The 24,355-nt window shown below is 62.0% G+C and carries 21 protein-coding genes; 10 read left to right on the plus strand and 11 right to left on the minus strand.

Translation table 11 applies throughout. The annotated features are described in order from the left end of the window. From QQL87_RS10330 to QQL87_RS10350, 5 genes are all read left to right on the plus strand, one after another. Positions 1–1,287, plus strand: a complete 1,287-nt coding sequence (locus QQL87_RS10330) for a cytochrome P450 (protein ID WP_284417409.1) — start codon at positions 1–3, stop codon at positions 1,285–1,287. Between the two features lie 68 nt (positions 1,288–1,355). Beyond that, positions 1,356–2,459, plus strand: coding sequence for an NAD(P)-dependent alcohol dehydrogenase (locus tag QQL87_RS10335; protein WP_284417410.1), 1,104 nt, complete (start codon positions 1,356–1,358; stop codon positions 2,457–2,459). 24 nt (positions 2,460–2,483) lie between these two features. Further along, on the plus strand, positions 2,484–3,722 hold the full coding sequence (locus QQL87_RS10340) for a cytochrome P450 (RefSeq protein WP_284417411.1): 1,239 nt from the start codon (positions 2,484–2,486) through the stop codon (positions 3,720–3,722). 62 nt (positions 3,723–3,784) lie between these two features. Next, the gene (locus tag QQL87_RS10345) at positions 3,785–4,933 is read left to right on the plus strand and encodes an acyl-CoA dehydrogenase family protein (RefSeq protein WP_284417412.1); all 1,149 of its coding nucleotides are present in this window, start codon (positions 3,785–3,787) and stop codon (positions 4,931–4,933) included. An 8-nt stretch (positions 4,934–4,941) separates the two neighbouring features. After that, positions 4,942–6,138, plus strand: coding sequence for an acyl-CoA dehydrogenase family protein (locus QQL87_RS10350; protein ID WP_284417413.1), 1,197 nt, complete (start codon positions 4,942–4,944; stop codon positions 6,136–6,138). A gap of 131 nt (positions 6,139–6,269) precedes the next feature. Here the strand turns inward: QQL87_RS10350 and QQL87_RS10355 are convergent, their stop codons facing one another. Genes QQL87_RS10355 through QQL87_RS10365 form a run of 3 tightly spaced genes read right to left on the minus strand, consistent with a single transcriptional unit; the run spans position 6,270 to position 8,824 of the window. Next, the gene (locus QQL87_RS10355; RefSeq protein ID WP_284417414.1) at positions 6,270–7,229 is read right to left on the minus strand and encodes an NAD(P)H-dependent flavin oxidoreductase; all 960 of its coding nucleotides are present in this window, start codon (positions 7,227–7,229) and stop codon (positions 6,270–6,272) included. Between the two features lie 22 nt (positions 7,230–7,251). After that, positions 7,252–7,656 carry a Zn-ribbon domain-containing OB-fold protein gene (locus QQL87_RS10360; protein ID WP_284417415.1) on the minus strand — a complete coding sequence of 135 codons (405 nt, stop codon included), beginning with the start codon at positions 7,654–7,656 and terminating at the stop codon, positions 7,252–7,254. Position 7,657: 1 nt separating this feature from the next. Then, positions 7,658–8,824 (minus strand): thiolase family protein, encoded by a 1,167-nt coding sequence (locus QQL87_RS10365; RefSeq protein WP_042339184.1) that lies wholly within the window; start codon positions 8,822–8,824, stop codon positions 7,658–7,660. A gap of 138 nt (positions 8,825–8,962) precedes the next feature. Here QQL87_RS10365 and QQL87_RS10370 point away from each other — a divergent pair, with 138 nt between their 5' ends. Beyond that, a complete protein-coding gene (locus QQL87_RS10370; RefSeq protein WP_015665277.1) occupies positions 8,963–9,826 on the plus strand; it encodes a MaoC/PaaZ C-terminal domain-containing protein in 864 nt (287 codons plus the stop codon). A 57-nt stretch (positions 9,827–9,883) separates the two neighbouring features. Continuing rightward, entirely contained in the window at positions 9,884–10,660 is a 777-nt protein-coding gene (locus QQL87_RS10375) for an SDR family NAD(P)-dependent oxidoreductase (RefSeq protein WP_015665278.1), read from the plus strand. A 109-nt stretch (positions 10,661–10,769) separates the two neighbouring features. Here QQL87_RS10375 and QQL87_RS10380 read toward each other — a convergent pair whose 3' ends face one another. The 7 genes from QQL87_RS10380 to QQL87_RS10410 all read right to left on the minus strand — a co-directional run bounded on the left by QQL87_RS10380 (position 10,770) and on the right by QQL87_RS10410 (position 20,503). Then, positions 10,770–11,984 (minus strand): ABC transporter substrate-binding protein, encoded by a 1,215-nt coding sequence (locus QQL87_RS10380; protein ID WP_284417416.1) that lies wholly within the window; start codon positions 11,982–11,984, stop codon positions 10,770–10,772. 37 nt (positions 11,985–12,021) lie between these two features. Further along, complete coding sequence (locus QQL87_RS10385; protein WP_284417417.1) at positions 12,022–13,161, minus strand: acyl-CoA dehydrogenase family protein; 1,140 nt, start codon at positions 13,159–13,161, stop codon at positions 12,022–12,024. A 305-nt stretch (positions 13,162–13,466) separates the two neighbouring features. Next, positions 13,467–15,017 carry a 3,4-dehydroadipyl-CoA semialdehyde dehydrogenase gene (locus QQL87_RS10390; protein ID WP_284417418.1) on the minus strand — a complete coding sequence of 517 codons (1,551 nt, stop codon included), beginning with the start codon at positions 15,015–15,017 and terminating at the stop codon, positions 13,467–13,469. Between the two features lie 34 nt (positions 15,018–15,051). Then, complete coding sequence (gene boxA / locus QQL87_RS10395) at positions 15,052–16,233, minus strand: benzoyl-CoA 2,3-epoxidase subunit BoxA (RefSeq protein ID WP_284417420.1); 1,182 nt, start codon at positions 16,231–16,233, stop codon at positions 15,052–15,054. A gap of 59 nt (positions 16,234–16,292) precedes the next feature. Further along, positions 16,293–17,741: a benzoyl-CoA 2,3-epoxidase subunit BoxB gene (gene boxB / locus QQL87_RS10400; RefSeq protein ID WP_284417422.1), complete on the minus strand. Its 1,449-nt coding sequence runs from the start codon at positions 17,739–17,741 to the stop codon at positions 16,293–16,295. Positions 17,742–17,776: 35 nt separating this feature from the next. Beyond that, positions 17,777–19,468, minus strand: coding sequence for a 2,3-epoxybenzoyl-CoA dihydrolase (gene boxC, locus QQL87_RS10405; protein ID WP_284417424.1), 1,692 nt, complete (start codon positions 19,466–19,468; stop codon positions 17,777–17,779). 534 nt (positions 19,469–20,002) lie between these two features. Beyond that, positions 20,003–20,503 (minus strand): MarR family winged helix-turn-helix transcriptional regulator, encoded by a 501-nt coding sequence (locus QQL87_RS10410; protein ID WP_284417426.1) that lies wholly within the window; start codon positions 20,501–20,503, stop codon positions 20,003–20,005. A gap of 182 nt (positions 20,504–20,685) precedes the next feature. Here QQL87_RS10410 and QQL87_RS10415 point away from each other — a divergent pair, with 182 nt between their 5' ends. The 3 genes from QQL87_RS10415 (at position 20,686) to QQL87_RS10425 (ending at position 23,353) form a co-directional block, all read left to right on the plus strand. After that, positions 20,686–20,997, plus strand: a complete 312-nt coding sequence (locus QQL87_RS10415) for a hypothetical protein (RefSeq protein ID WP_284417427.1) — start codon at positions 20,686–20,688, stop codon at positions 20,995–20,997. A 38-nt stretch (positions 20,998–21,035) separates the two neighbouring features. Then, positions 21,036–22,355 (plus strand): Rieske 2Fe-2S domain-containing protein, encoded by a 1,320-nt coding sequence (locus QQL87_RS10420; RefSeq protein WP_284417428.1) that lies wholly within the window; start codon positions 21,036–21,038, stop codon positions 22,353–22,355. Positions 22,356–22,426: 71 nt separating this feature from the next. Further along, on the plus strand, positions 22,427–23,353 hold the full coding sequence (locus tag QQL87_RS10425) for a PDR/VanB family oxidoreductase (RefSeq protein ID WP_284417429.1): 927 nt from the start codon (positions 22,427–22,429) through the stop codon (positions 23,351–23,353). Between the two features lie 506 nt (positions 23,354–23,859). Here QQL87_RS10425 and QQL87_RS10430 read toward each other — a convergent pair. Next, positions 23,860–24,234, minus strand: coding sequence for a hypothetical protein (locus QQL87_RS10430; RefSeq protein WP_284417430.1), 375 nt, complete (start codon positions 24,232–24,234; stop codon positions 23,860–23,862). Between the last annotated feature and the right edge of the window lie 121 nt (positions 24,235–24,355).

The raw sequence follows: 24,355 nt of genomic DNA on the forward strand, positions 1-24,355 counted from the left end.
ATGAAGGAGGGACCGGGGTTGAGCGCTGCGAATTTTCCAATCCCCGACAACATCGTCGCCGTGCTGACGGACCCTGCAGCCTACGGCACTCAACGCATCTTCGATGCCTATCGCTGGCTGCGCGTCAATCAGCCGCTCGGGAAGGCCAGTCCGCGCGGGTTCAACCCTTTCTGGGTCGTGACGCGCCACGCGGACATTCAGACCATTAGCCAGCAGAGCCAGCTGTTTCGCAGCAGTGATCGCCCGGTGGCGTTGCTGAGCAGCAAAGCCGAAGCCAAGATCGAGGCGGCGACGGGGGGCAACGGCCTCCTCCGCACCCTGGTGCAGATGGATGCTCCCGATCATCCCAAGTTCCGGGCATTGACGCAGAAATGGTTCACGCCGGGTAATCTGCGTTCGATCGAAGGCAGGATTCGCGACATCGCAAGAAGCTATGCGGATCGCCTCACTGCGTCCGGCCAGCATTGCGACTTCGTGTCCGAAATCGCGCTCGGGTTTCCGCTGCGGGTGGTCATGACGATTCTGGGCGTCGATCCGGATCATGAGCCCAAGATGTTGCGCTTGACGCAGGAGTTCTTCGGCACCAAGGACCCGGATAACGCGCGCAAGGGTCGAAACGACGGTGCCACGGCTCTATCGGATGTCGTATTGGAGTTCGGCGAGTTCTTCTCGTCTGTGGTTGCGGACCGGCGCGCCAACCCGTCCGATGATCTTGCAAGCGTCATCGCCAACGCGCAGATCGACGGCGAATCGATCTCGGACCTGGATGCGCTCAGCTATTTCGTGACCATCGCGACCGCCGGCCACGACACCACATCGTCCTCGAGTGCAGGCGGGATGTGGGCGCTTTGCGAACATCCGCAGCAGTTCGGAAGGCTGAAAGCCAACCCTGGCCTGATCCCCGGCTTCGTCGACGAGGCGATCCGCTGGACCACGCCGGTCAAGCATTTCATGCGCACGGCCGCCGAGGACACCGAACTGGACGGCCGCTCCATCAGGCGCGGCGATTGGCTCATGCTGTGCTACGCCTCTGCGAATCGCGACGAGGCCGTCTTCCAGGATCCCGACACGTTTCGGATCGATCGCTCGCCGAACCGCCATCTCGCCTTCGGCTACGGAGCCCATCTGTGTCTGGGGCAATATCTTGCCAAGCTCGAGATGCGGATCCTCTTCGAAGAATTGTTGCAGCGGATTTCCTGCGTTGAGCTTGACGGCGAAGGAGCAACGACCGTGTCCTGGTTCGTCAACGGGCCCAAGCGCCTCCCGATCTGCTTCCAACTCCGTTGATCCATGCCCTACATCTCGCTTCCGCATGATTTGACGGCACTGCGCAATTTGTAACGGAGAAGACGAGCATGAAGATCACAGCCGCAGTTGCAGTTGCGCCGGAGCGACCGTTCGAACTGATCAGCTGCGATCTGTCGGATGATCTTGCGCCCGGAGAGCTGCTCGTACGGGTCGAGGCTTGCGGCATCTGCCATACCGATCTCGCGGTGAAACTGCAGCACATCCCCGTGCCGCTCCCCAAAATTCTCGGTCATGAGGGCGCGGGCGTGATCGAACGCGTCGGTCCGGGCGTGGTCGGGCTGGCCGAGGGCGATCACGTGCTGATGAGCTTTGGCTCGTGCGGCGCATGCGGACAGTGCCAACTCGGCGCGCCCGGCTATTGTGATGAGTTCGGGATGATCAACCTGTTCGGTCAGCGGCGCGGTGGCTCAGGCCTCCGCTACCGCGGCGCCGAGCTTAGCGGCTACTTCTTTGCGCAATCGGCGTTCGCAACCCATGCCATTGCCACGGCCCGAAACGTGGTGAAGGTCGGCAACGATCTGCCGCTCGCGCTGCTCGCGCCCATGGGCTGCGGGATCCAGACCGGCGCGGGCGCGGTGTTGAACGTGCTGTCCCCTCGGCCCGGTGCGTCGATCGCGGTGTTCGGCGTCGGCGCAGTCGGGATGGCGGCGATCATGGCTGCCAAGCTGGCGGGCTGCAGCACGATCGTTGCCGTCGACATCCGGGCCGAACGGCTTGCCGGTGCGCGAGACATCGGAGCAACCCACACAGTCGACGGCCGGACACCCGATCTGGCCAAGGCGGTTGCCGCGCTGGGCAGCGGCCGCGGCGTGGATCACTCGCTCGACACTACGGGCGTGCCCGAGGTGGTCGCCGCTTCGATCGCGTGCCTGCGGCAGCGGGGCTCCTCCGCTCAGGTGGCCGCGCCGCCGCGCGGGACGCGGTTTCCCGTGGAGGCAAGCGTTCTGGTCGGCGGAGGTCTGACAGTGCGGGGCGTCGTCGAGGGTGATGCCGTGCCCGCGATCTTCCTGCCGCGGCTCGTCGACTTCTTCCGCCAAGGGCGGCTGCCGCTCGACAGGATTGTCAGCTTCTATCCGTTCGAAAAGATAAACCAGGCCGTCGAGGACATGGAAACCGGCGCAACCGTCAAGCCGGTGCTTCGGATGAACTGAACAGGCAAAACAGGGGAGGACGCCATGCAAGATACGAGTTTAGATCAGGCGATCGTCGACCACGAAACTTACGGTGCTCTCGACAGGCAGCATGTCCTGTTCTCGACCCTTCGCAAGGAGGATCCCGTGCATTGGACTGAACCTCCGGGCTTCCGTCCGTTCTGGACCATCAGCAAGCATCAGGACGTCATCGAGATCGAACGGCAGAACGAGAGGTTCATCAACGCGCCGCGCACCAAGCTCTTGTCCATCGATTTCGAGACAAAGGTCCGGGAAGCGATGGCAGGCCGACCAATGCTGGTCCGCGCGATCAACCAGATGGATAATCCGGACCATGCCAAGTACAAGAAGATCACGCATGCCTGGTTTCAGCCGCGTGAAGTGCGCCATCTGGAAGACAGGATCGCTTTGATCGCACGGTCCAGTGTCGACCAGATGCTGGAAAAGGGGACCGAGTGCGACTTCTACAAGGATGTCGCAGGGTGGTATCCGCTCAAGGTCATCATGCTGATTCTCGGAATTCCGGATGAGCATGGTCAGCGATTGCTCGACATCACCCGAGCTTATTTCGGCGGAGGCGATGCGGAGATGCAGCGCGGCAATGACCTGATCGATGCCACCTTCGCCTATGTGAACTTCTTCAAGGAAGTGGCGCGGGAACGACGGCAGAACCCAACGGACGACCTCGCAAGCATCATTGCGACCGCCGAGGTCGACGGCAAGCCGATAGGCGAGTTCGAGACCTCGTCCTACTATGTGGCGCTCGCCAGTGCCGGTCACGACACGACCAGCGCAACGCTCTCCGGCGGTCTGCTCGCCTTGATCGAGAATCCCGGAGAAATGCGGAAGCTGAAGCAAAATCCCGATCTCATTCCTGCCGCCGTCGAGGAAATGGTGCGCTGGGTATCTCCGGTGAAGCATTTCTTCCGGACGGCGACCGAGACCTATACGTTGCGCGGCAAGACCATCAAACAGGGCGATAATCTGCTGCTGGCCTATCCCTCTGCAAATCGGGATGAGGATGCCTTCGAGTGTCCCTTCGCATTTGTCGCCGACCGGACCCCGAACCGCCACGTCGGCTTTGGTTTCGGCATTCATGCCTGCCTTGGAATGTATTTCGCCAAGGTCGAAATGATCGCCTTCATGCGCGAGCTGCTCTCGCGCGTCGAGGGGATCGAACTTGCCGGCGAGCCGGCGTGGACCGAGACATCCTTCGTCGGCGGTTTGAAGCGGCTTCCGATTCGTTTCTCGCGAGTTCATTAGGCGATGGCCGATCTGCGCCGACAGAAGGCGGGATTGGCAGGCGACATAAGTGGAGCTTGAGGATGGATCTGTCGCCGAGCGAAGCGCAGCGGATGCTGCGCCATAGCGCCGAACGGTTTATCGCTGAACACTACGGCCCGGCGGCACGTCGCCATGCGATGCAGGATCCTATGGGATTCAAGCGCGAGAACTGGCGCAAGCTTGCTGATCTGGGCTGGCTCGGGCTTCCGTTTCCGGAGGAGGTTGGCGGCTTCGGCGGAGGACCCGTCGAGGTCGCGATCCTGATGGAGGAGTTCGGCCGCGGGCTTGCGACCGAGCCTTATCTCTCGACGGTGCTGCTGGCTGGGACCCTGATTGCAGAATGCGGCACCGAAGAGCAGCGGATGGGCCTGCTGCCGGCCATCATCAACGGCGAGCGTCTGTTGTCGTTCGCTCACTACGAGTCGGATGCAAGGGCAGGTCTTTCCGAGGTCCATACTGTGGCGCATACTGACAATCAGGGTTGGATGCTCCACGGCCGCAAGATGGCCGTGCTCGACGCAGTGTCTGCGGACGTCCACATGGTGTCGGCGCGTTTGCCCGATGCGCAGGGTGTCGGAATTGCTCTGTTCCTGGTGCCGAAGGATGCCGCGGGAGTGAGGCTTCGCGATGCACCACGGCTCGGCGGGGGCCGCGTCGCGGAGTTGACATTCGAACAGGCTCGGCTTCCGCCCGACGCGCGGCTCGGAACCGGCGGGGATATGCTGCCGGCGATCGAGGGCGTCGTCGATCGGGCGGTTGCCGCGCTCTGCGCCGAGGCCGCCGGCATGATGCGAAGCATGTTCGACGCCACGCTCGACTACACGAAGGTGCGCAAGCAATTCGGTCGACCGCTCGGGGCTAACCAGGTGATCCGTCACAGGCTGGCCGACATGTATGTTCAATGCGAGGAGGCCCGAGCGATGGCGGCGCGTGCGGCTCTTCTCGTGGGCGCCGATACCGATTCGACGCAGCGGTCGCTCGCCGCGTCCGGCGCCAAGGTCAAAATCGGCCGCTGCGCGCGCAACGTCGCGGAGCAAGCGGTGCAACTCCACGGCGCGATGGGCGTGACGGACGAACTCAATCTCGGCCTTTATTTCAAACGGGTGCTGGTTTTCGAAGCGCTTTTCGGAAGCGTGGACTACCATCTGCAGCGTCACGTGAAGCTGTTTGGTAACTCCCGATCGGAATGAGATCAGTCATGGCGCTATCGTGCACGCCCGAGGAATTGCGGTTCAGAGATGAGGTGCGAGCATTCATCGCGGCGCGTCTTTCGCCCGAACTGCGGCGGGCCAGCTCTCTCAACGTCTCCTTCTTCTCCGATCCCGATATTGTCGCCCCATGGCAAAGGGCCTTGCACGAGCGAGGCTGGGTCGCACCCGGCTGGCCACAGGAGCATGGTGGCCCGGGCTGGACGGCGCCGCAGCGATGGATCTTCGAATCGGAGTGTGCCGCGGCAGGCGCGCCGCAGCTATCTCCCATGGGTATCAAGATGGTCGGGCCTGTCTTGATGCGCTTCGGGACCTCGGCGCAAAAGAAATTCTACCTGCCCCGCATCCTCAGCGGCGAAGATCGGTGGTGCCAGGGCTATTCGGAGCCAGGCTCGGGATCGGACCTCGCCTCGCTGAAGACACGCGCCGTTCGCCGGGGCGACCATTACATCGTCAACGGCACCAAGATCTGGACAACGCATGCGCACTTCGCAAACCGCATGTTCGCGCTGGTCCGAACCAGCGACGAGCCGCGGCAACAGGACGGCATCAGCTTTCTCCTCATCGACATGGCGTCGCCAGGCATCACAATTCGCCCGATCATGATGATCAGCGGCGATCATGACGTCAATCAGGTGTTCTTCGATGAGGTCAAAGTCCCCGTCACCAATCTCGTCGGCGAGGAAGGGCGGGGCTGGACCTGCGGCAAGTATCTGCTGGAATTCGAGCGGGGCGGCGGAGTCAACTCGCCGAAATTGAGATATGCGCTTGAGAAGGTGCGGGGACTTGCCAACTCCGACTTGTCCTACAAGGCGATATCGCACCCGGAGATCGCAACCAAACTGTCGGAAATCGAACTCGACGTCCAGACACTGGAGTTCCTCGAATTGCAGGTCTTGTCAGCCTTGCAAAGAGGCGAAAACCCGGGGCCGGTGTCGTCCGTTCTCAAGCTGCGTGCGAGCGAGATCCACCAGGCCATCTCGCGCGTGGGAGTTGAAATGGTCGGGCAAAATGCGCTGGTGGAGGAAAGGCGCCGTCCTCTCCATGCTCTCAATGACACGCCGATCATCCCGGAAGGAGTGCTAAGCGTGGTGCCCCGTCATCTCAACGGCCGCGCCAACACGATCTTCGGCGGGAGCTCGGAAATCCAGCGCGACATCATTGCCAAGCAGGTGCTCGGGCTTTGAGGAAATCACCGTACAAGGTGAGGCGGCCGCGCCGGAGATCGTCCGGCGAGGTGCTGATCGCCGACGACAAAGGCCGGGAGCGATCGCGGCCAATTCTTCACGCGAGCCGAAGCCGGAGTCGGAAAACGACCTCAGACCATAGCGGGGATCTGGCAGGCTTCCGCATATTCCCGCTTCAGCTTCGCAACCAGGTCCGCTACCGTCGGAATGTCGTCGATCAGATCGATTCCTTGACCCGCGCTCCACAGGGTCTTCCAGGGCTTTGCGCTCTCAGGCAGATGGTCGTACCGCATGCCCTTTCCCTTCGGTTCGGGCAAGGCGTCCGGATTGAGGCCAGCAGCGCGCAACGACGCGGCCAGCCAGTTCGCGGCCACGCCGGCAACCTTCTCCGTGTAAATCAGATCTGCCGACGTCTGCGATACGATCATGCGCTTGTATTCGTCGGGTGCCAGCGACTCCCTGGTGGCGATGAACCTGGTGCCGAGATAAGCTAGGTCGGCGCCGAGCACTTCTGCCGCACGTATGGTGGCGCCGTCGGCAATGGCGCCGGCCATGACGATCGTTCCGTTGAAGATCGAGCGGACCTTGCGGATCAATGCGAGATGGCTGATCGTACCGGAGTGGCCGCCACCTCCAGCGCCGATGCAGATCAGGCCGTCGACGCCGGCTGCGATAGCGCGTTCCGCGAACGGGATGCTGGTGATGTCGTGGAAGACCCTTATCCCACGATCATGCGCCTGTTGCACGATGATCTTGGGGTTGCCGCCGACGGTGATGACGATGTCAACGTTTTGTTCGACGCAGAGATCGAGGTGGCTCCCGATCTGGTCTTCCGGCGTCTTCGCAGACAGGTTCACGGCAAGCGGACCGACCGGTCCCGGCGCCTGCGCGGCGTGTTCGCGCAAATCCGCGGAGATCGTCCGCAGCCAGTCGGCGAATTCGTCGAACGAGCGGGCGTTCTGGCGTGGTAGGGCACCAATCACGCCCGCCATGCAGGCCTCGCGGACGAGATCAGGGCCGCTGACAAGGAACATCGGTGCGCAGACGGCGGGCAACGAAAGCGATCGCCGAAGCTTTGGATCGAGCGACATGAAGCTGCTCCTGCGCCGTTCGTCAGCCCTGATCCGGGACGAACATCGGGATCATCGTCCCGTCCTCCGCGGGCTTGAATACGACGCGGACACGTTGCCCGATGCGCAGCGAATCGAGATTGCAATCGACGATATTGCTCAACATCGTGATGCCCTCGTCGAGCCGCACATAGGCGATCGCGTAGGGGGTGGGGCCGGCACGGCGGGTGACGCTGACGCTATAGATCTCACCCTTGCCGGTGACATCGCTCCATTCGGTGTCTCCGAGACAATAGGGACAAAGCGGCCGCGGATACCAATGCGGCTTGCGGCAGGAAACGCAGACCTTCACGCGGAACGCCCCGACTGCCGTTGCGGCAAAGAATGGCGCGGTTGCGGGGTCGTGCACCGCTAGGCCTAGCGGGCGGTCCTGATACATCGTCGTCATCTCACGCGCGCTCCATGATCAGGGTGGCACTGCCATGGCGCGAGCCGAGCAAGCCGCCTGTGCCTTGGGCGAGGGCAAGGTTGCAATCCGGGACCTGCACTTTGGCGTGGGTTTCGCCGCGCAGTTGGCGGACGGCCTCGATGACCTTGGTGATGCCCCCGCGATTGGCGGGATGGTTGTTGCAAAGTCCGCCGCCGTCGGTGTTGAACGGCAGCTTGCCTACTCCGGAAATCAGATTGCCATCCGCAACGAAAGCTCCGCCCTTGCCTTTCTCACAGAACCCGAGATCTTCGATCTGCATCAGCACGGTGATGGTGAAGCTGTCGTAGATCGAGGCATAGTCGATGTCGGAAGGCTTGACGCCGGCTTCCTCGAACGCGCGAGGACCGGACCATGCTGCTCCCGAAAACGTCAAGTCGACCTGCCCGTTCAACTGACCCTTGATCGCTTCGCCAGCGCCGAGAATATTGACGACGGGTCGCTTGAGCGAGCGCGCGATCTCCGGGCGGACGACGACCAGGGCACCACCGCCGTCACTGACGACGCAGCAGTCGAGGCGATGCAAGGGATCGGAAATCATCGGCGAGGCGAGGACATCGTCGACCGAGACCTGATCGCGCAACATCGCATTCGGATTATACTGTGCGTGGGTTGCGGCCGCGACCTTGATCCATGCCAGCTGTTCGCTGGTCGTGCCGTACTCGTACATGTGCCGGGCCGCCGCCAGCGCATACATGTTGACCGTCACGGGAGCATAAGGCGCCTCCCAGGGCACGTCGGGTGTTCCCGCGCCGACGAGTCGTGGCGCTACGCCGCTTGATCCCTCGCTTCGCGGCCGCCCCGCGAGCGTGATCAGGGCCACGTTACACTTGCCCATGGCAATCGCCTGGGCGGCATGGGAGACGTGAATCAAATAGGCGGACCCGCCGGTGTCGGTGCTGTCCACATGGCGGGGCCGCAGTCCCAGATAATCCGCCATGCTGTTCGCGCCGAGTCCTGGCGCGTCGCCTGCGCAGAAATAGCCATCGACATCCTCGAGGCGCAGGCCAGCATCTTCCAGGGCTCCGCGCGCACATTCAGCGTGCAACTGGGCGACCGTCTTATCCGGTGCTTTTCGGGTCGGGTGCTCATAGGCGCCTGCGATGCAGGCCTTTCTTCGAATACTCATCAGGTCTCTCGCGCTCGCGTCAGCCCGTGGCCGTGCATAGGACATCGTTGACCACGACCGGCGGGCTGTATATCATTGGTTCAACCAAAGACCAAGACTGTATCTGTTTCTTGGCGGGGGACCAGACCCGGGGGAGCGATGGTTGATTATGCAAAGACGCGGGCTTGGCGTTCCAGCGAGGTCCGCCACGTCTACACGGCGAGAGACACCATTCTCTACGCGCTCGGTGTCGGTGCCGCGAGCGGCCCATTGGACGAGCGGCAACTGCGCCTCGTCTACGAGAAGGATCTCGTGCCACTTCCGACCATGGCGACCGTTCTAGCCTCGCCGGGTGCCTGGATGAGGGACAATGCGGAGCTCGGAATCAATTTCGCGAAAATGGTGCATGGCGAGCAATCCGTGCAGATGCATGCTGCGCTTCCTTCGAGCGGAATTCTGGTCGGCAAGAGTCGTGTCGCGCGGCTCGTCGACAAGGGCGAGGGCAAGGGCGCCATCATGTACGTCGAGAAGGAACTGTGGGACGAAACGGACAAACGATTGGTGGCCGTCAGTGAGCAGGTGCTCTTCCTGCGCGGCGATGGCGGCTTCTCACAAGTTTCCGGCGGCGATGAACCCGCCGCCGCTCCGCCGCCCGTCCCGGATCGTACGCCGGACCGCGTCGTCACCTTGCCTACGCGCCCGGACCAGGCGGTACTTTATCGTCTGTCGGGAGACCTCAACCCTCTGCATATAGACCCCGCGGTTGCCAGCAAGGCCGGTTTCCAGAAGCCCATCCTGCACGGGCTTGCGAGCTATGGATTTGCCTGTCGCGGCCTGGTGGAGAGCTTCTGCGACGGAGATCCCGCACGGCTGAAGACGATCCGGGCGCGCATGTCTGCGCCGGTCTTTCCTGGGGACACGATCCGGCTCGAATGCTGGCGCCTCGACGACCGCATCGCATTTCAGGCGCGGGTCGTCGAGCGCGACGCGCTGGTCCTCAGCCATGGCTGGGCCACGACCTGATACGGCCGGACGGCACGTGCAAGATGATGGACTTCACTAGAGACTAAGGAACTGCGAATGACGAAGAACATGGTGTCGCTACAAGGCCGGACGATCGTCGTCACCGGCGCCGCGCAGGGGATCGGCAAGGCAACGACAGACTTGGCCATCGAACTTGGGGCAAATGTCGTGGCCGTCGATCTCAACGGCGAGGCGCTAGGGCCGGCTTTGGCGGGCTTTCCTGCGGAGCGGGTGATGAAGGTCGTCGGCAGCGTCACCGACGCTGAGCTGGCGGCAAGCACCGTCGCAGATGCCGTCGACAGGTTCGGTTCGGTGAACGGACTGGTCAACAATGCCGGCATCATTCGCCCCGCGCTGATCGAAAAGATGAGCATGCATCAATGGCAGGAGGTCATCGACGTTCATCTCACCGGCGCGTTCCTCTGGTTGCAGGCGGTGGGACGCCATCTGGTGCAGCGCGCGAAGGACGGCGACGCCTCGGGAGGAGCCATCGTCAACGTCTCGTCTGACGCGGGGCGAAAGGGATCGGTGGGCCAGATCAACTATGCCGCCGCCAAGGCCGGACTGCTCGCCATGACCATGACCGCAGCCCGGGAGTGGGGCAAATACAACATCCGGGCCAATTCGATCTGCTTTGGCGTGGTCGAAACGCCGATGACCGAGGTCGTGCGCGGCGAGAAATTCCGCGATGGTATCTTGGGGCAGATCCCGCTTGCACGCTGGGCAACACCGGACGAAGTGGTGCGGACCGTATGCTTCCTGCTCTCCGATGCGTCCTCGTACACGACAGGCCAGCACATCGGAGTCAACGGCGGCTTCCACATCAGTCTTTGACCTTACGCCTTCGTCGCTCCCTTGGCGTCTCTGCATTCAGGGGTGCCGAAAGACGAAGGCGAAACTTGCGGTGGGGCGCGCACGAGACGCGACCCACCGGCTTTTTTTTCTAATCCGCCGTCATCGGCTCGCCGGACAAGGTCCAACTGGTCCCATCGAAGACGGCGATGCGCAGAGTCCTGAACGGCGTGTAGTCGCCGGGCTTGGTGCCGATGGTGATGCCCGGCAGCATCATCGGCAACCGTTCGCCGTGCAGGGATGTTGCCTGCCTGATCAGATTTTCCCGGGTCAACTGGTCGCCGCATGCCTTCAGGACGGCCTCTAGCGCGTTGACGTTCATGTAGGCGACGAGCACCGAGTAATCGTCGGGATTGACGGACGGCGCATACTTCTTCAGGAAAATCTTATAGGCCTTGACCTCATCGTCGTCTGTCCAAGCCGGATCGCCCGGCTGCTTGAGAAATTGCGTGGTGACCAGACCGCGGGAGGCGTCGAGGCCGGCCGGCTTCAGCACGGTCTCGACTGAGGCTGTCGAGCCACCGATGATGTGCAGCGGATGCCAGTCCAGTTCATGCACCTTGCGGATCGACTGCGCCGCGGCCTTGGCCGACGACTGTTCGATCAGCGTGTCGACGCCAGCGGATTTCAACTGAACGACCTGGGAATCGATGGTTGGGTCGGAAACTTCGTAGGACACCTGGGTAACGATCAGAGACGCCTTTGCGCCGAGTCCCGCGCGCAGACCCTTGAGATAGTCCCTCCCGAAATCGTCGTTCTGGTAGAGAACGCCGATCTTTGCCTCCGGCCTCGCTGTGAGGATGTATTTGGCCATGACGCGGCCTTCGGTCTCGAAGTCTGGATAGAGCGGAACGGTCCAGGGAAATTGATTCGGATCGTTGAAGCGGCGTCCTCCCGCCGTGATGAAGAGTTGCGGCACCTTCTTGGAGTTGAGATATTTCTGGATGGCGACATTCGGCGCGGTCCCTATCGTACCGACCTCGGCAAGGACGCCGATATCCTCGATCAACTTTCGGGATTGCTCGACGGCTTTCGGCGCACTGTAGGCGTTGTCGAGTTGGGTGAAGCTGATCTTGCGTCCATTGATCCCGCCACGCTCATTGAGCATCTCGAAATAGCCGAGCACCGCCCGTCCAGCCCCTGCGCCAAACGCGGAGGCCGGGCCGCTGAGCGGCGTCGATTGACCGAGCTTGATCTCGGTGTCGCTGGCTCCCGGATCATAAGTCTTCTGGGCATGCGCGGCAGAGAGCGACAGGAGAGTGGCTGCGATTAGAGAGCACGATGTCAGGACCGATGCGCGGCTCAAGGGTGTTCCTCCAGGTCTGCGTTTCTTGATTTGGCGACTATCGAAGCAGTTCGCGCGCGATCACGAGGCGCTGGATCTGGTTCGTTCCCTCGAAGATCTGGGTCAGCTTGGCATCACGCATCATCCGCTCGACCGGATAATCCATGGTGTAGCCATAGCCGCCGAAGACCTGCACCGCGTCGGTCGTCACCTTCATTGCCATGTCGCTGCTGAAGCACTTGGCCATGCTCGCGAGCAGGTTGAGGCGTTTCCAGTCGCCGGCGTCTCCGGCGCGGGCGCATTCGTAGACGAGCGCACGTGCCGCCTCGATCTGCATGGCCATGTCGGCCAGGATGAACTGGACGCCCTGGAATTCGGAGATGCTCTTCTTGAACTGCTTTCGCTCCTTGGCGTAGGCGAGGCTCGCTTCGAACGCGCCTTGCGCGAGGCCGACGCATTGGGCGCCGATCGTCGGCCGATTGAGGTCGAGCGCGCGCATCGAGGCTTTGAAGCCCTTGCCTTCCTCGCCGACGAGGTTTTCGGCAGGTACGCGGACGTTGTCCAGGAAGATCGGCGTATTTGGCGCCCCGCGGAAACCCATCTTGCGCTCATGGCGACCGAAGCTGATGCCGGGCATCTTCTTCGGCTCGAGAATGAATGCGCTGATGCCGTCCGAGCCGGGGCTATCGCTGGTGCGTGCCATCAGGACGATGTAGTCGGCGGCGACGCCGTAGCTGCACCACTGTTTCCTGCCGTTGATGACGTAGCTGTCGCCGTCCTTGCGCGCCCGCGTATTGAGGGCCGAGACATCGGATCCCGCCTGAGGCTCGGAGATGGCGATAGCCGTGACGATTCCGCCCTCGGCAATGATCGGCAGAAATCGCTTGCGCTGCTCTTCCGAGCCGAAGTGCAGCAGCGGCATGATGAACATGGTGTTGAGGCCGGCAATCGACGCGCAGGCCGGCGAGACCTTCGAGATCTCCTCACGTGCGATGCACATCATGGTGAGATTGCCGTTGGGACCGCCGTACTGCTCGGGCACCCAGAGCTGCATCAGCCCCATTTCACCAAAAATCTTGACGATCTCCTCGGGGAAGCGATCGGTCTCGTCGATCTCGGACGCGATCGGGGCCACATGCCTGGCAACGACTTTCTGCACGCTGTCGCGAAAGGCGACCTGCTCCTCGGTGAAGGTCACGATAGCGGTTCTCCCTCAGGTTAAACTCAATGGTTGGACCAATATATCCACCAGACGTCATTATGACAAGTCGGACCGTGGAGCGGACGCTTGGGGCTCGGCAGGTTGTGCCGTAGCGACGCGTCCCCGCCCGCAAGAAGCTCAGTAGACCCGAGTCACCGCAAACGGCGCCAGACCCATGCCGGCGATTGTCGCGGGGGCACGTCAATATCCTAAGCCGAGCGTACACATCAGCGCGGAGAGGCGCAGCCACCGCAATCTGAGCAACCGGCACGGCAATGGTCGCTCCGAAAGTGATCTGCGGCTCAGCGGCTCAGGGTGGCAATCACTGCTTTGGAGCCCTGTATTGCGGAGCGCCTGTGGTAGAGGTTGAGCGCACGCGCGCCGCCGAGCTCTTCGCCGCCTCCAGCGCGCCCTGGGCCGCCATGCAGGGATTGAGGCATGACGTTTCCGTGGCCTGTGTGAGCCTCGGCGACGTCCGGACTGACGACGTGAACACGGCCGTGGCTGTCTGCGAGCTCGGTCGCAAGACACGACAGTCTGGTCACGTTGGAGCCATACAAAGAAACGACCAGGGAGCCTTGCCCTCTCCGCACAAGGCTCAAGGCGTGAGCCTCGTCTCGGTAAGGTATCAAGGTCGCCACCGGTCCGAACACCTCGAGCTCATGCACGAGATTGGCCGCGTCCGCATCGCCTGAGCCTAGCAAGGTCGGGCCGACGCAGCATGCCACGGCCGGATCGACATCGATCAGCTCGTGAGTCTCTCCGTCGTACAGCACCTTGGCTTCCTGGCGCAAACGATCAAGCCCGTGGCGCACAGCAGCAAGTTGGGTTCGGCTGACAAGCGCGCCCATCCGTACCGAAGCGTTGCGGGGATTGCCAACAGTAATCTTGCTCAATCGTTGCGAAATGGCGTCAGCCGCGGGCTTATATTGCCGCTCTGGCACAAAAATGCGACGAATCGCCGTGCATTTCTGTCCCGACTTCTGGGTCATCTCCCGAACGACCTCCTTGACCAGAAGATCGAATGCGGCATCTCCGCATGCGCCTCCTTCGGCGAGGACGGCGGAATTGACGCTGTCCGCCTCGACGTTGATCCGGACCGACCGCTCTGAGATTGCCGGATGCAAGCGAATGACAGACGCAGTCTCCGCCGATCCCGTGAAAGAGACGATATCGAACGGATCGACTGCGTCCAGGAGCCCTGTAGATCCACCGCAAATGATCGAGAGCGCTCCCGGCGGGAGGATATTGGCTTCAACGACGTCCTTCACCATCACCTGTGCGAGCCATGCCGTCGCGGTGGCCGGCTTCACGACGACGGGGACGCCTGAGAGAAGGGCGGGAGCAGCCTTCTCCCACATACCCCAGGCCGGAAAGTTGAACGCATTGATGAGGAGAGCGAGTCCCCGTGTTGGCACGAGGATGTGACGGCTCTGGAAGGTCGCATCTTTGGCGAGCGAGGCAGCGTCCCCATCAAGCAGAAATCTTTCATCACCGAGGGATGCTGCCAGCTTCGCATAGGTCGAGACCGTGTAGATCGCTCCATCGATGTCAATTGCCGAATCGCTTCTTACCGTGCCGCTGTTGGCTTGTGCGATCTCGTAATATGCGTCTCGATTGCGCTGAAGCGTATTGACGATGCCTTCGAGCAATCCGCCGCGTTCGCGATAGGTGAGGCTGCGCAGTGCGGCGGCACCGGTGTCGCGGGCAAATTGAAAGCCGTCAGCGACGTCAAGTCCAGTATTGCTGACCCGCGCAAGCTCGGTACCCCGGATCGGATCGTACAGTGACGCTCCGCCTTGGCTGCCGCTCCGCCAACGTCCGCCGAGGTAACTCTGGAGAATTTCAGTCATCATTGCTCCTTGCTGCTCGAGCAGAGCAGGCCAACTAATAGGTCTCGACGTGATAACGCCCCTCGGTACGCATCGCGTCGCGCAACTCGCGCCAGCGCAGATTGGCGGTGCGGCAGATGTCGTCGAGCGCGGCATCGACGCCCTGTTCCATGCCCTTGAGACCGCAGACATAGATATGGGTCACGGTTGAGCAGAGCAGGGCTACCAGAGACGCTCCTTCCTGCCGGATGAGATCCTGCACATAGACCTTCTCTTCACTCGGAATGCGCGAATATGCGAAGCGCTTGCCTAGCAGGCTCTCCGGCACGTTCTGCAATGGGCCGAAATACGGGAGGTCCTGCGGCCGCCGCGCTCCGAAGAACAGCAGCATGCGGCCAGGAGCGCTGGGCATGGATCGGCGCCGCCACTCCGTGAAGCCGCGAAACGGGGCCGAGCCGGTGCCGGTGCAGATCATGATGATGTTGGCGGAGGGATCGTTCGGCATGAGGAAGGTTGCGCCGAACGGTCCAGTCACGTTGACCTGATCGCCCTTCTTGAGATCGCTGATGTAATTCGAGCAGAGCCCATTCGGCTCGCGCTTGACGGTCAGCGCGAGATTGTTGGTGTTCGGCCGCTCGCCGTGCCGCGGGCTCGCGATGGAATAGAGCCGCACGCGGTGTGGCTTGCCTTCTTCATCCACGCCTGGAGGCACGATACCGATCGATTGACCTTCCAGAACCGGAAACGCCACCTCGCCGAAGTCGAGGATCACGTGATGGACGTCGACATCGGAATCCTGGTGCGTAAGGCGAAAATTGCCCGTGACGGTCGCAACAGCAGCGTGGTTCCTCTGGTAAAGATTGACCGCGGGCTTGGCTGCGCTTGCGGGAGGGACGGACTTGCCGCCAACGCCAGTATGGGCCTGGTCGAGCAGGGCCAACACCTCGGAGTCGATTGCCTCGCCGTCGTCGCCGCCGGTCAGCTCCCCTTGCTTCGGCAGCTCGCCCCATGAATATTGCTCATCGAGCGAGTAGGGCGACGTGACGATGCGCCAATTGTCGATCGAGCCGGTCGGACACGGCTGGATGCAATCCATGCACAAATTGCACTTCGTCGCATCAACCACGTAGTTGTTGTTGTCATGAGTGATCGCGTCTTCCGGACAGGTCTCTTCGCAGGTGTTGCAGCGAATGCAGATTTCCGGATCGATCAAATGCTGTTTGAGCGGCGCATTCATGGTGGCCCGAGCAGGAAATAGGGCCGTCCGCATGGCGCGGGACGGCCGGGTTGAACGGATCAAGCGGCGATCTGGACGTATTCGAAGTCGCCCGGCTTGTTGTCTATGCCAACCTTCGGCGGCGCGATCCAGCTTGCGAACTGGCCTGGCTCAAAGGCAGGCTCCATCAGCGACGCGATGAACGCGCCGTCTGAGTCCGAGGGCAGATACTCCTTGTGTGCCTTCGCCCAATCCGCGTCCGACATGATCACCCCTCGGGGCGAGACATGGACGTCGCGGAACTCGCCGATCTTGCGATGGAATGCCACGTGCGGCAGTTCGAGACGGAACTTGATGCCTTCCTTCTCCATGATCTTGTTCCAGCGCCCGACGCCGCCGGCGCAATCCCGGCTGTAGTCGTCACGCAGCCGCATGTTGAGCGCGGTGAGCGCGGCCTCGTCCACGTTGGAGATCCGCCCGTCGACCAGCTTCAGCACCGGGTAGGTTGCGTTCGTGAGCTGGTGATCGTCGTCAATCCTCGTCTCCTGGAAGCGGCCCTTCAGCCCGGCATTGTAGAAATTGGCCGAATTAGTCGATATCTCGGCGCCGAACAGATCCAGCGTAAGCGAGTAGTGCAGGTTGAGCTTCTTCTGGATCGTGGGCAGGTCGATGACGCCGAGCCCCCGAATCTTGGTGATGTCATGGGGATCTTGGATGCCGGCACTCTTCATGGCTTCGCAGGTGCGCTGGATCGTGCGGCCGACACCTGTCTCGCCGACGAACATGTGATGGGCCTCTTCCGTGAGCATGAAGCGGCAGGTGCGGGACAGCGGATCGAAGCCGGATTGCGCGAGGCTTTCGAGCTGCATCTTGCCGTCACGATCAGTGAAGAAGGTGAACATGAAGAACGACAGCCAGTCGGGTGTTGTCTCATTGAATGCACCCAGCATGCGCGGACTGTTGTCGTCGCCGGAGCGGCGGCGCAGCAACTCATCGGCCTCCTCGCGCCCGTCGCGGCCGAAATATTTGTGCAGAAGGTAGACCATCGCCCAGAGGTGTCGGCCCTCTTCGACGTTGACTTGAAACAGATTGCGCATGTCGTAGAGCGAGGGAGCGGTTGCGCCCAGGTGACGCTGCTGCTCGACGGAGGCCGGCTCGGTGTCACCCTGAATCACGATGAGGCGCCGCAGCATCGCTCGGTATTCCCCAGGCACCTCCTGCCAGGCCGATTCCCCCTTATGCTGGCCGAAGTTGACCTGCCGCCCCTCCTCCTTCGGCGCGAGCAGGATGCCCCAACGATATTCCGGCATTTTTACATAGTCGAACTTGGCCCAGCCTTTCGGGTCGACCGAGATCGCGGTCCGGAGATAGACCAGCGACTCCTGGAAGCCGGTCGGACCCATATCTTTCCACCAATCGATATAGCCGGGATGCCAGCCTTCGAGGGCGCGCAGCACAGTCCTGTCCTCGACAAGTCCGACGTTGTTGGGAATACGGGTGGAATAGTCCACGTTGAGGTTTTCGAGCACGAACGTCTCCTTTTTGGTTGATGAAAGCGGGCGGGTCAGACGCGCTGCATGCTGAAGGCCGGCCGGATCCCGGTGCCGTAACGCGCAAGTGCACCGTCTTCGCCGACCGCGTTGGGGCGTTGGAAGATCCAGTTCTGCCAAGCGGTCAAGCGAGCGAAGATCTTCGATTCCATCGTCTCTGGACCGGCAAAGCGCAGGTTCGCTTCCAGCCCGGTGAGCGCGTCCGGCGAAAAGCTCGCGCGTTCTTCCCGGAACACGCGCAGTTCGTCGCTCCAGTCGATGTCGTCGAGCGCAAAAGTTACGAGCCCGAGTGCTTCGGCCTCGTCTGCCTCGATTGGGCAGCCGGACTTCTGCTTGAGTTCGCAGATCTTGCCCGGCTCGGAGAGGAAGCGCGATTGCAGGCGTGTCAGACCGTGCGACATCGGATAGCAGCCGAAATTCGCGGCGGTGAGCTCTACCTTGGCGGACGTCCGGTTGTTGCCTTGAACCCGGCCCGCCAGCATGTATGAGCGATCAGCCGCGAAGACCAGTTCGGCCAGCGTGCCGACGAAGCAGGATCCAGGCTCGATCAGCGTGACCAACGTGCGCGAGGTCAGATCGATCCGCTTGAGCACGCGCTTCCAGTAGTGGCGTATCTCGTGAGCGTACCAATGCTCGTGGTATGCGTCGAGAAGGGCGTCATACGCGCGGACCGCGGCGGGATCACCTTCCGTCTTAAAGATGATCGTGCCGACCTCATAGGCGTTGTTGCGCAAGTGCAGGATCGCATCATCCAGCTCGCGCGCGATCTGCATTGGCCAGAAGCGCGCGCCGAGCTCGACCGTCTCCTCGGCCGCGGACGGCGGCGTCCCGTCGGGCGCGCGGATCGTGATGGTCGCGATTCGCTGGGCAGCGTCGATGTCGAGCTTGATGTGACCGTAGTCGATGCCGTCGGCGCGAAACTTACGCTCCAGCGCGACCAGCTTCACGCCGCCCTGAGTGGGGTTTGGCCGGGGCGATTGCGCGGCGAGCTCCATGGCCGCCGCTTTCACGCGTTCTTCGAGCTTCGACGGCGAGACAAGCTCATCGATGAGTCGCCATTGTACCGCGCGGCGGCCCTTGATGCCTTCTTCGATGGTGCAAAAGACATCTGCGTGGTCGCGGCGAACCATGCGCTTGTCGATGACACGGGTGAGCCCGCCGGTGCCCGGCAATACCGCCAGCAGCGGCACCTCCGGCAGCGACACCGCGGTCGAGCCGTCGTCGACCATAATGATGCGGTCGGTCGCCAGTGCGAGCTCGTAGCCGCCCCCTGCCGCCGTGCCATGGATGACGGTGATGAAGCGCTGGCCCGAGTGCTCGCTCGCATCCTCCATTGCGTTGCGGGTCTCGTTCGTGAACTTGCAGAAATTGACCTTGTGCGCGTGCTCCGAGCCGGCCAGCATCCGGATGTTTGCGCCGGCGCAGAAAACCCGGTCCTTGGCCGAGCGAAGCAGCACGACCCTGACATTGGGATGCTCGAACCGCAGCCGTGTCAGAGCGTCGGCCAACTCGATATCGACCCCGAGATCATAGGAGTTCAGCTTGAGTTGATAGCCCTCATAGAGGCCCGCATTCTCATCGACATCCATCGCAAGCGTCGCGACTTCGCCGTCCACCGAAAGCTTCCAATGGCGGTACCGGGACGGCTCCGTCTGGAAATCGATGAAATCCTTTCCGTTCGCAAGCTTTCGGGTGATGGCCGCCATAGATGCTCCCTACGCATTGAATCAATGGTTGGACCATAATAGCTGCACAATAATGCATTGTCTAGGAGGGGGTGGGTCGCTGGTTGGGCGCCAAGCTCACATAACGTGCATTATATTGCCAACTTGCAGCCTGCAGACCGGGAGCCAAAGCCGGAACGTCGGCGGCTCTGCGCTCTCCAAAGTTTTCCGAATGCGCACGCATTGCCCGGAAAAGGCTCACCTGCGGTGCTTCTCCTGATCACTCGCAGCGGCACGGCCACCGTTGACACCTGCTGGAGCGCGAGACCATCACACGCGCTGCGGACGACGGGCAGGCCGTACGGCGCGCCCTGTCGAGCGGACGTCCGGCGATGCTCGATGTCGGCCCGGATCCGGCATGCACCCAACCACGCATAAACGTCATGCTCAAAGCCGGAGCAGCGGGTGGTGAGTCATCCTTGTTACGTGAGCAGACCGGTTTGCCGATCATCGCAGGCGGGCCTCCTCGCGAACGCGTCGCTGTAGCCTGACGCACGCGGTGTATGCGTGCAAAACTCAATCATCCGACGTCGACGAACAGGCAGGCGCCTGAACTTTGGCAATGGCCAGCATGCATTTCAGGAAGTGTGCGCGGTCTTTCTTGCTCAGAGGCGCAAGCACGATGTCCTGCAGCTCGGCCGCCGCCGGGACGACCGCAAGCAAAGCTTCCTCACCCTTGGCGGTAATCTGGATCTGAATAGAACGGCGATCTTCCGGATTGGTCTTCTTCGAGACCAGCCGCCGCCCGGCCATGCGCTTGAGCATCTCGCTGAGGGTATTCCGGTCGCAACTGATGCGGTCGGCGAGAACCGACGCCGTCATCGGCCCCTGTTGATAGAGCGCCATGAGCACGCCGAACTGCCGCGGCGTGATGTCGCTCTGCCGGGTCAGGCTCTGATAAAGACCGTCATACCGGGCCTCAAGCAGCCGCAACAGAAAGCCGATGCCGCCTTCCAATTGCCAGGTGCGCGCAAGCTCCCCCGCCGAATCCTTTTCCATGCGTTTGCCTACGCTCATCCGGTTTCGATCTCGCTATGGCACCCGGCCGTGATCCAGCGGTTAACAGCTTGTTCCAATGAGCTCAACCCTGCCGCAATGCAGCGCAAGTTTTGAAATTCACACCATTGCAGAGAGATTGGATATTTAGTACGTATACGTATCAATTAAAAAGCGCGTGGCCGCAAACCAGGGAGGTCACTTTGCATCTGCGCGAATTGCTGGCGATCCCTTATCTCCTCGAAGCGGAAGCCGTGGAGAGGGAGCCCGGACAATGGCTGATCCGCCTCGCTTACCCGGAACTTCCGGGCTGCGCGGCGGAAGGCGCGGTGGTCGAACATGCGCTCCGGGATCTCGAACGGCGACGGATCGAAATCATCGTCAGCCTGGTCGAGCAGGGCCAGCAACCTCCGATACCGCGCCAACCGCTCGCGACATCCGATCCACTCTGGACCGTACACGATCTCGGCCTGTTGGAGCGCGTGACTCCGTTGCTCACCGCGGCAAACCCATAACGGCGACCTGATGCCATCGATTCGAATGGAGAACTGTCATGCTCTCACAAGAAGACAATGAGCGGCTGGTGAGAGTCGGAAAGGGCACGCCGCTTGGCGAACTCTTCCGTCTCTACTGGATTCCGTTTCTGCCTTCGGCCGATCTGACGCAGGACGGCCAGCCGCGGCGGATCCGGTTGCTCGGCGAGGATCTGGTCGCTTTCAGGGATTCCGAGGGGCGCGTGGGCCTTGTCGACCAGGCCTGCCCGCATCGGGGCGCTCCCCTGATCTTCGGCCGCAACGAGGATTGCGGGCTGCGATGCGTCTATCACGGCTGGAAGTTCGACGTGACGGGGGCCGTCACGGACATGCCGGCAGAGCCGGTGCGTAGCCGTCTCAAGGAGCGGGTGCGCATCAAGGCGTACCAATGCCGCGAGCGCAACGGCATGATCTGGACCTATATGGGCCCCGACCAGGCCGATCCGCCGCCGCTTCCGAACGTGGAATGGAACCTCGTGCCGCAGGAGCAGGTGCATGTCAGCCTGCGCGTCCAGGAGTGCAACTGGCTGCAGGCCGTGGAAGGCGAGATCGATTCGGCGCACGCGCCGTTGCTCCATGGCCGCCTGGACGCCCGAGGCACGACGAGTGCGTGGATCCAGAAGCGGGACCTTCGCCCGACATTCGAATGCATCAAGCAGGATTTCGGGATGAGCATCGCTGCGCGACGCAACTACGACGCCAACACGCTCTACTGGCGCGTGAACCAGTTCATGCTGCCGTTCTACACGCTGGTCCCGCCCCTGTCTCCGTTCCCGGATCTCAGCGGGCACGCCTGGGTGCCGATCGACGACGAGACCACGCTCTGCATCATGTTCTCATACCATCCTTCCGAGCCGCTCCGCCCCAAGACACGGCAGATCTTCGCGGAAGGGCACAATGGCCGCGAAAGCGGGCACGCCAGTCGCAACGCGCTCGTTCAGCATGCCGTGACGGTCCCCTATGCCGGCTACTGGACCAGGTACAATCCGCAGAACGGCTTCCAATTCGACTACGAGGCCCAGCGTACGACCTGGTTCTCGGGCTTGCCCGGGCTGTGGGTGCAGGACGGTGCCTGCCAGAGCGGGGTTTCACCGATCTTCGACCGGACAAAAGAGAATCTCTGCTCGAGCGATACCGGCATCGCGATGACGCGCCGCTTCATCCTCGAAGCGCTGGGCGCCTATCGCGATCATGGCACCAAGCCAAAGGGCGTGGCTGATCCCGACGTGTTCATGGTGCGAGCCGTGTCCTTGCGACTTCCTCCGGAGGATTCCTGGGTCGACGTCGGCGCGCCGTTCATGCAGGCCAAGCTCGGCGCCGATTTCGGATACGAGATGTGAGTCGGACGTCCTCTCAACTGACAGAGGATGGCGCCACGGCTGAGCGTGTCATCCCGGTTCGCGTCAAGCGGATGACCTACGAGGCCGAACGCATCAATTCCTACGAGTTGGTGCCGCCGGGCGGAGGCGAACTCGATCCATTCACGGCCGGCAGTCACATCGATCTGCACCTGCCGGACAAGATGATCCGGAGCTATTCGCTGTTGAACGACCAGCGCGAGCGGCATCGCTACGTCATCGCGGTCAACAAGGACGCCGCGAGCCGGGGAGGGTCGAGCTTCCTCCACGACCATGTCAGGGTGGGCGACATCTTGACGGTTTCGGCTCCCAAGAACAATTTTCTGCTCCGCGAAGATGCGGAGACATCCGTCCTGATCGCCGGGGGCATCGGCATCACGCCCTTGCTATCGATGATCCGCCGGCTTGAATGTCTGGGACGCCGCTGGGACTTGTTCTATGCCGCGAGGACGCGTGCTGCCGCGGCGTTTCTCGATGAGATTGGCAGCTTGCGTCCCAACGTCCATCTCAATCTGCATGTCGACGTCGACGACGAGCGCTCGGGGCGGATGTTCGACGTGGCGTCGATCGTCAAACAAGCGCCCGCGCAAGCTCATCTGTACTGCTGCGGCCCCGCGCCGATGCTGGAGGCGTTCGAGGCCGCCGCGGCCGACCGTCCCGAGGGTTGCGTCCACGTCGAGTATTTCCAGGCCAGGGAGGCCCCGGCGCTCGAGGGTGGCTTCGAGGTACGGCTGGCCAGAAGCAACCGCACCGTCGCAGTGGAAGCGGGCAGAACCATTTTGGGTTCGCTCCTCGAGGCCGGAATCACACCCAACTACGCCTGCAGCGAGGGTGTCTGCGGCACCTGCGAGACGCGTGTGCTGGAAGGAACACCGGACCATCGCGACCAATATCTGAGCGAGGAAGAGCATGCCTCCAACAAGACTATCATCATCTGCTGCTCAGGCTCCAGGACGCGCACGCTCGTGTTGGACCTCTAGGCGCACTCGCAGTTGGAGTTCTCCCCGTAAGCCATTGATCTGCAATGGCCGGAAACTGGCGCAGTTGGAAAAATTCTCTTGAGAAATCAATCGCGATAGCGTGTCTCTTAATCAGCGGGTCCTAGGTTCGAGCCCTAGTGCGCCCACCAAGCCTTTCAAGGACGTATGATATAGCCGGCCAAGTCATTCCGACAAACGGTCAGCGGCTATTCCGACAAACCGGCTGCTTTTGTTCGCTCCTCCCGGCGCTTTTTTGACCCCGAGATCACCTGTTTGCGGGTCCGCTTCGCATAGGTTGGCAGTTGTCGACTCGACCTGCGTCGGCCTGCGGCACGCAACTCAGCGTATGTCAGGTCACTGTCTGCCCCTTCCGTGAAGCCGCCGTGGCGGAATGAAGTGAAGGACAATTCGCTTCGCAGAGACGCGGCTCTGATGATCTTTTTGACCACGGCCCGCAGATACCGCAGATCTCGCCGCTGGGTGATCCAGGGCACGAGCGCGTTCCCTCAGCGACTTTGGCGATCGCGCCGAAACATCAGGCCCGCCGCCATTCGCGATTTGATCTCATCGAGCTCGGCCATCAATTCGGGGAACAGCGTCTCGCCTGCGTCGTCGAACAGAGGCCACCAAGCCTCCTCCCCATTCTTGGGGTGGACGACCTTGACACTGTTCGGACGCTCCTTCGGCCGGTCGTGGGAAATCTCGAACGCGCCGAAGACGTGCTCCTCGCGTTGCAGCCATTCCCAGCTGAGAAGAGCGGCGGTCGCAACCGACCGATAACCCATCTCGTTCGCCTTTCGACGAAAGGCGACGAGTTCTTCCCATGTGGCGGTTGGCGTCTCTCGTGCTGCTTGGTTTGGCGCACGAGCTTTCAGGCCCATGCGAGAGAACGGGTTGATGGCGGGACGCCCTTCTCCCTGGCGCGGTGGCCAACGAACCAGGCTCGCCGACAAGCGACCATGGCGGCGTTCGCAAAATGCCGACGTTCGCGATGAAATGATA

It is taken from the genome of Bradyrhizobium sp. SSBR45G (assembly GCF_030159255.1).
GTDB lineage: Bacteria > Pseudomonadota > Alphaproteobacteria > Rhizobiales > Xanthobacteraceae > Bradyrhizobium.

What these genes read in the sequence shown, in the direction of transcription:
- QQL87_RS10430 (WP_284417430.1), bottom strand. Translation starts at nt 24,234, where the DNA reads ATGGGCCTGAAAGCTCGTGCGCCAAACCAAGCAGCACGAGAGACGCCA.
- QQL87_RS10370 (WP_015665277.1), top strand. Translation starts at nt 8,963, where the DNA reads ATGGTTGATTATGCAAAGACGCGGGCTTGGCGTTCCAGCGAGGTCCGC.
- QQL87_RS10330 (WP_284417409.1), top strand. Translation starts at nt 1, where the DNA reads ATGAAGGAGGGACCGGGGTTGAGCGCTGCGAATTTTCCAATCCCCGAC.
- QQL87_RS10355 (WP_284417414.1), bottom strand. Translation starts at nt 7,229, where the DNA reads ATGTCGCTCGATCCAAAGCTTCGGCGATCGCTTTCGTTGCCCGCCGTC.
- QQL87_RS10390 (WP_284417418.1), bottom strand. Translation starts at nt 15,017, where the DNA reads ATGACTGAAATTCTCCAGAGTTACCTCGGCGGACGTTGGCGGAGCGGC.
- QQL87_RS10340 (WP_284417411.1), top strand. Translation starts at nt 2,484, where the DNA reads ATGCAAGATACGAGTTTAGATCAGGCGATCGTCGACCACGAAACTTAC.
- boxA (WP_284417420.1), bottom strand. Translation starts at nt 16,233, where the DNA reads ATGAATGCGCCGCTCAAACAGCATTTGATCGATCCGGAAATCTGCATT.
- QQL87_RS10410 (WP_284417426.1), bottom strand. Translation starts at nt 20,503, where the DNA reads ATGAGCGTAGGCAAACGCATGGAAAAGGATTCGGCGGGGGAGCTTGCG.
- QQL87_RS10350 (WP_284417413.1), top strand. Translation starts at nt 4,942, where the DNA reads ATGGCGCTATCGTGCACGCCCGAGGAATTGCGGTTCAGAGATGAGGTG.
- QQL87_RS10335 (WP_284417410.1), top strand. Translation starts at nt 1,356, where the DNA reads ATGAAGATCACAGCCGCAGTTGCAGTTGCGCCGGAGCGACCGTTCGAA.
- QQL87_RS10420 (WP_284417428.1), top strand. Translation starts at nt 21,036, where the DNA reads ATGCTCTCACAAGAAGACAATGAGCGGCTGGTGAGAGTCGGAAAGGGC.
- QQL87_RS10345 (WP_284417412.1), top strand. Translation starts at nt 3,785, where the DNA reads ATGGATCTGTCGCCGAGCGAAGCGCAGCGGATGCTGCGCCATAGCGCC.
- QQL87_RS10365 (WP_042339184.1), bottom strand. Translation starts at nt 8,824, where the DNA reads ATGAGTATTCGAAGAAAGGCCTGCATCGCAGGCGCCTATGAGCACCCG.
- QQL87_RS10375 (WP_015665278.1), top strand. Translation starts at nt 9,884, where the DNA reads ATGACGAAGAACATGGTGTCGCTACAAGGCCGGACGATCGTCGTCACC.
- boxC (WP_284417424.1), bottom strand. Translation starts at nt 19,468, where the DNA reads ATGGCGGCCATCACCCGAAAGCTTGCGAACGGAAAGGATTTCATCGAT.
- QQL87_RS10360 (WP_284417415.1), bottom strand. Translation starts at nt 7,656, where the DNA reads ATGACGACGATGTATCAGGACCGCCCGCTAGGCCTAGCGGTGCACGAC.
- QQL87_RS10425 (WP_284417429.1), top strand. Translation starts at nt 22,427, where the DNA reads ATGACCTACGAGGCCGAACGCATCAATTCCTACGAGTTGGTGCCGCCG.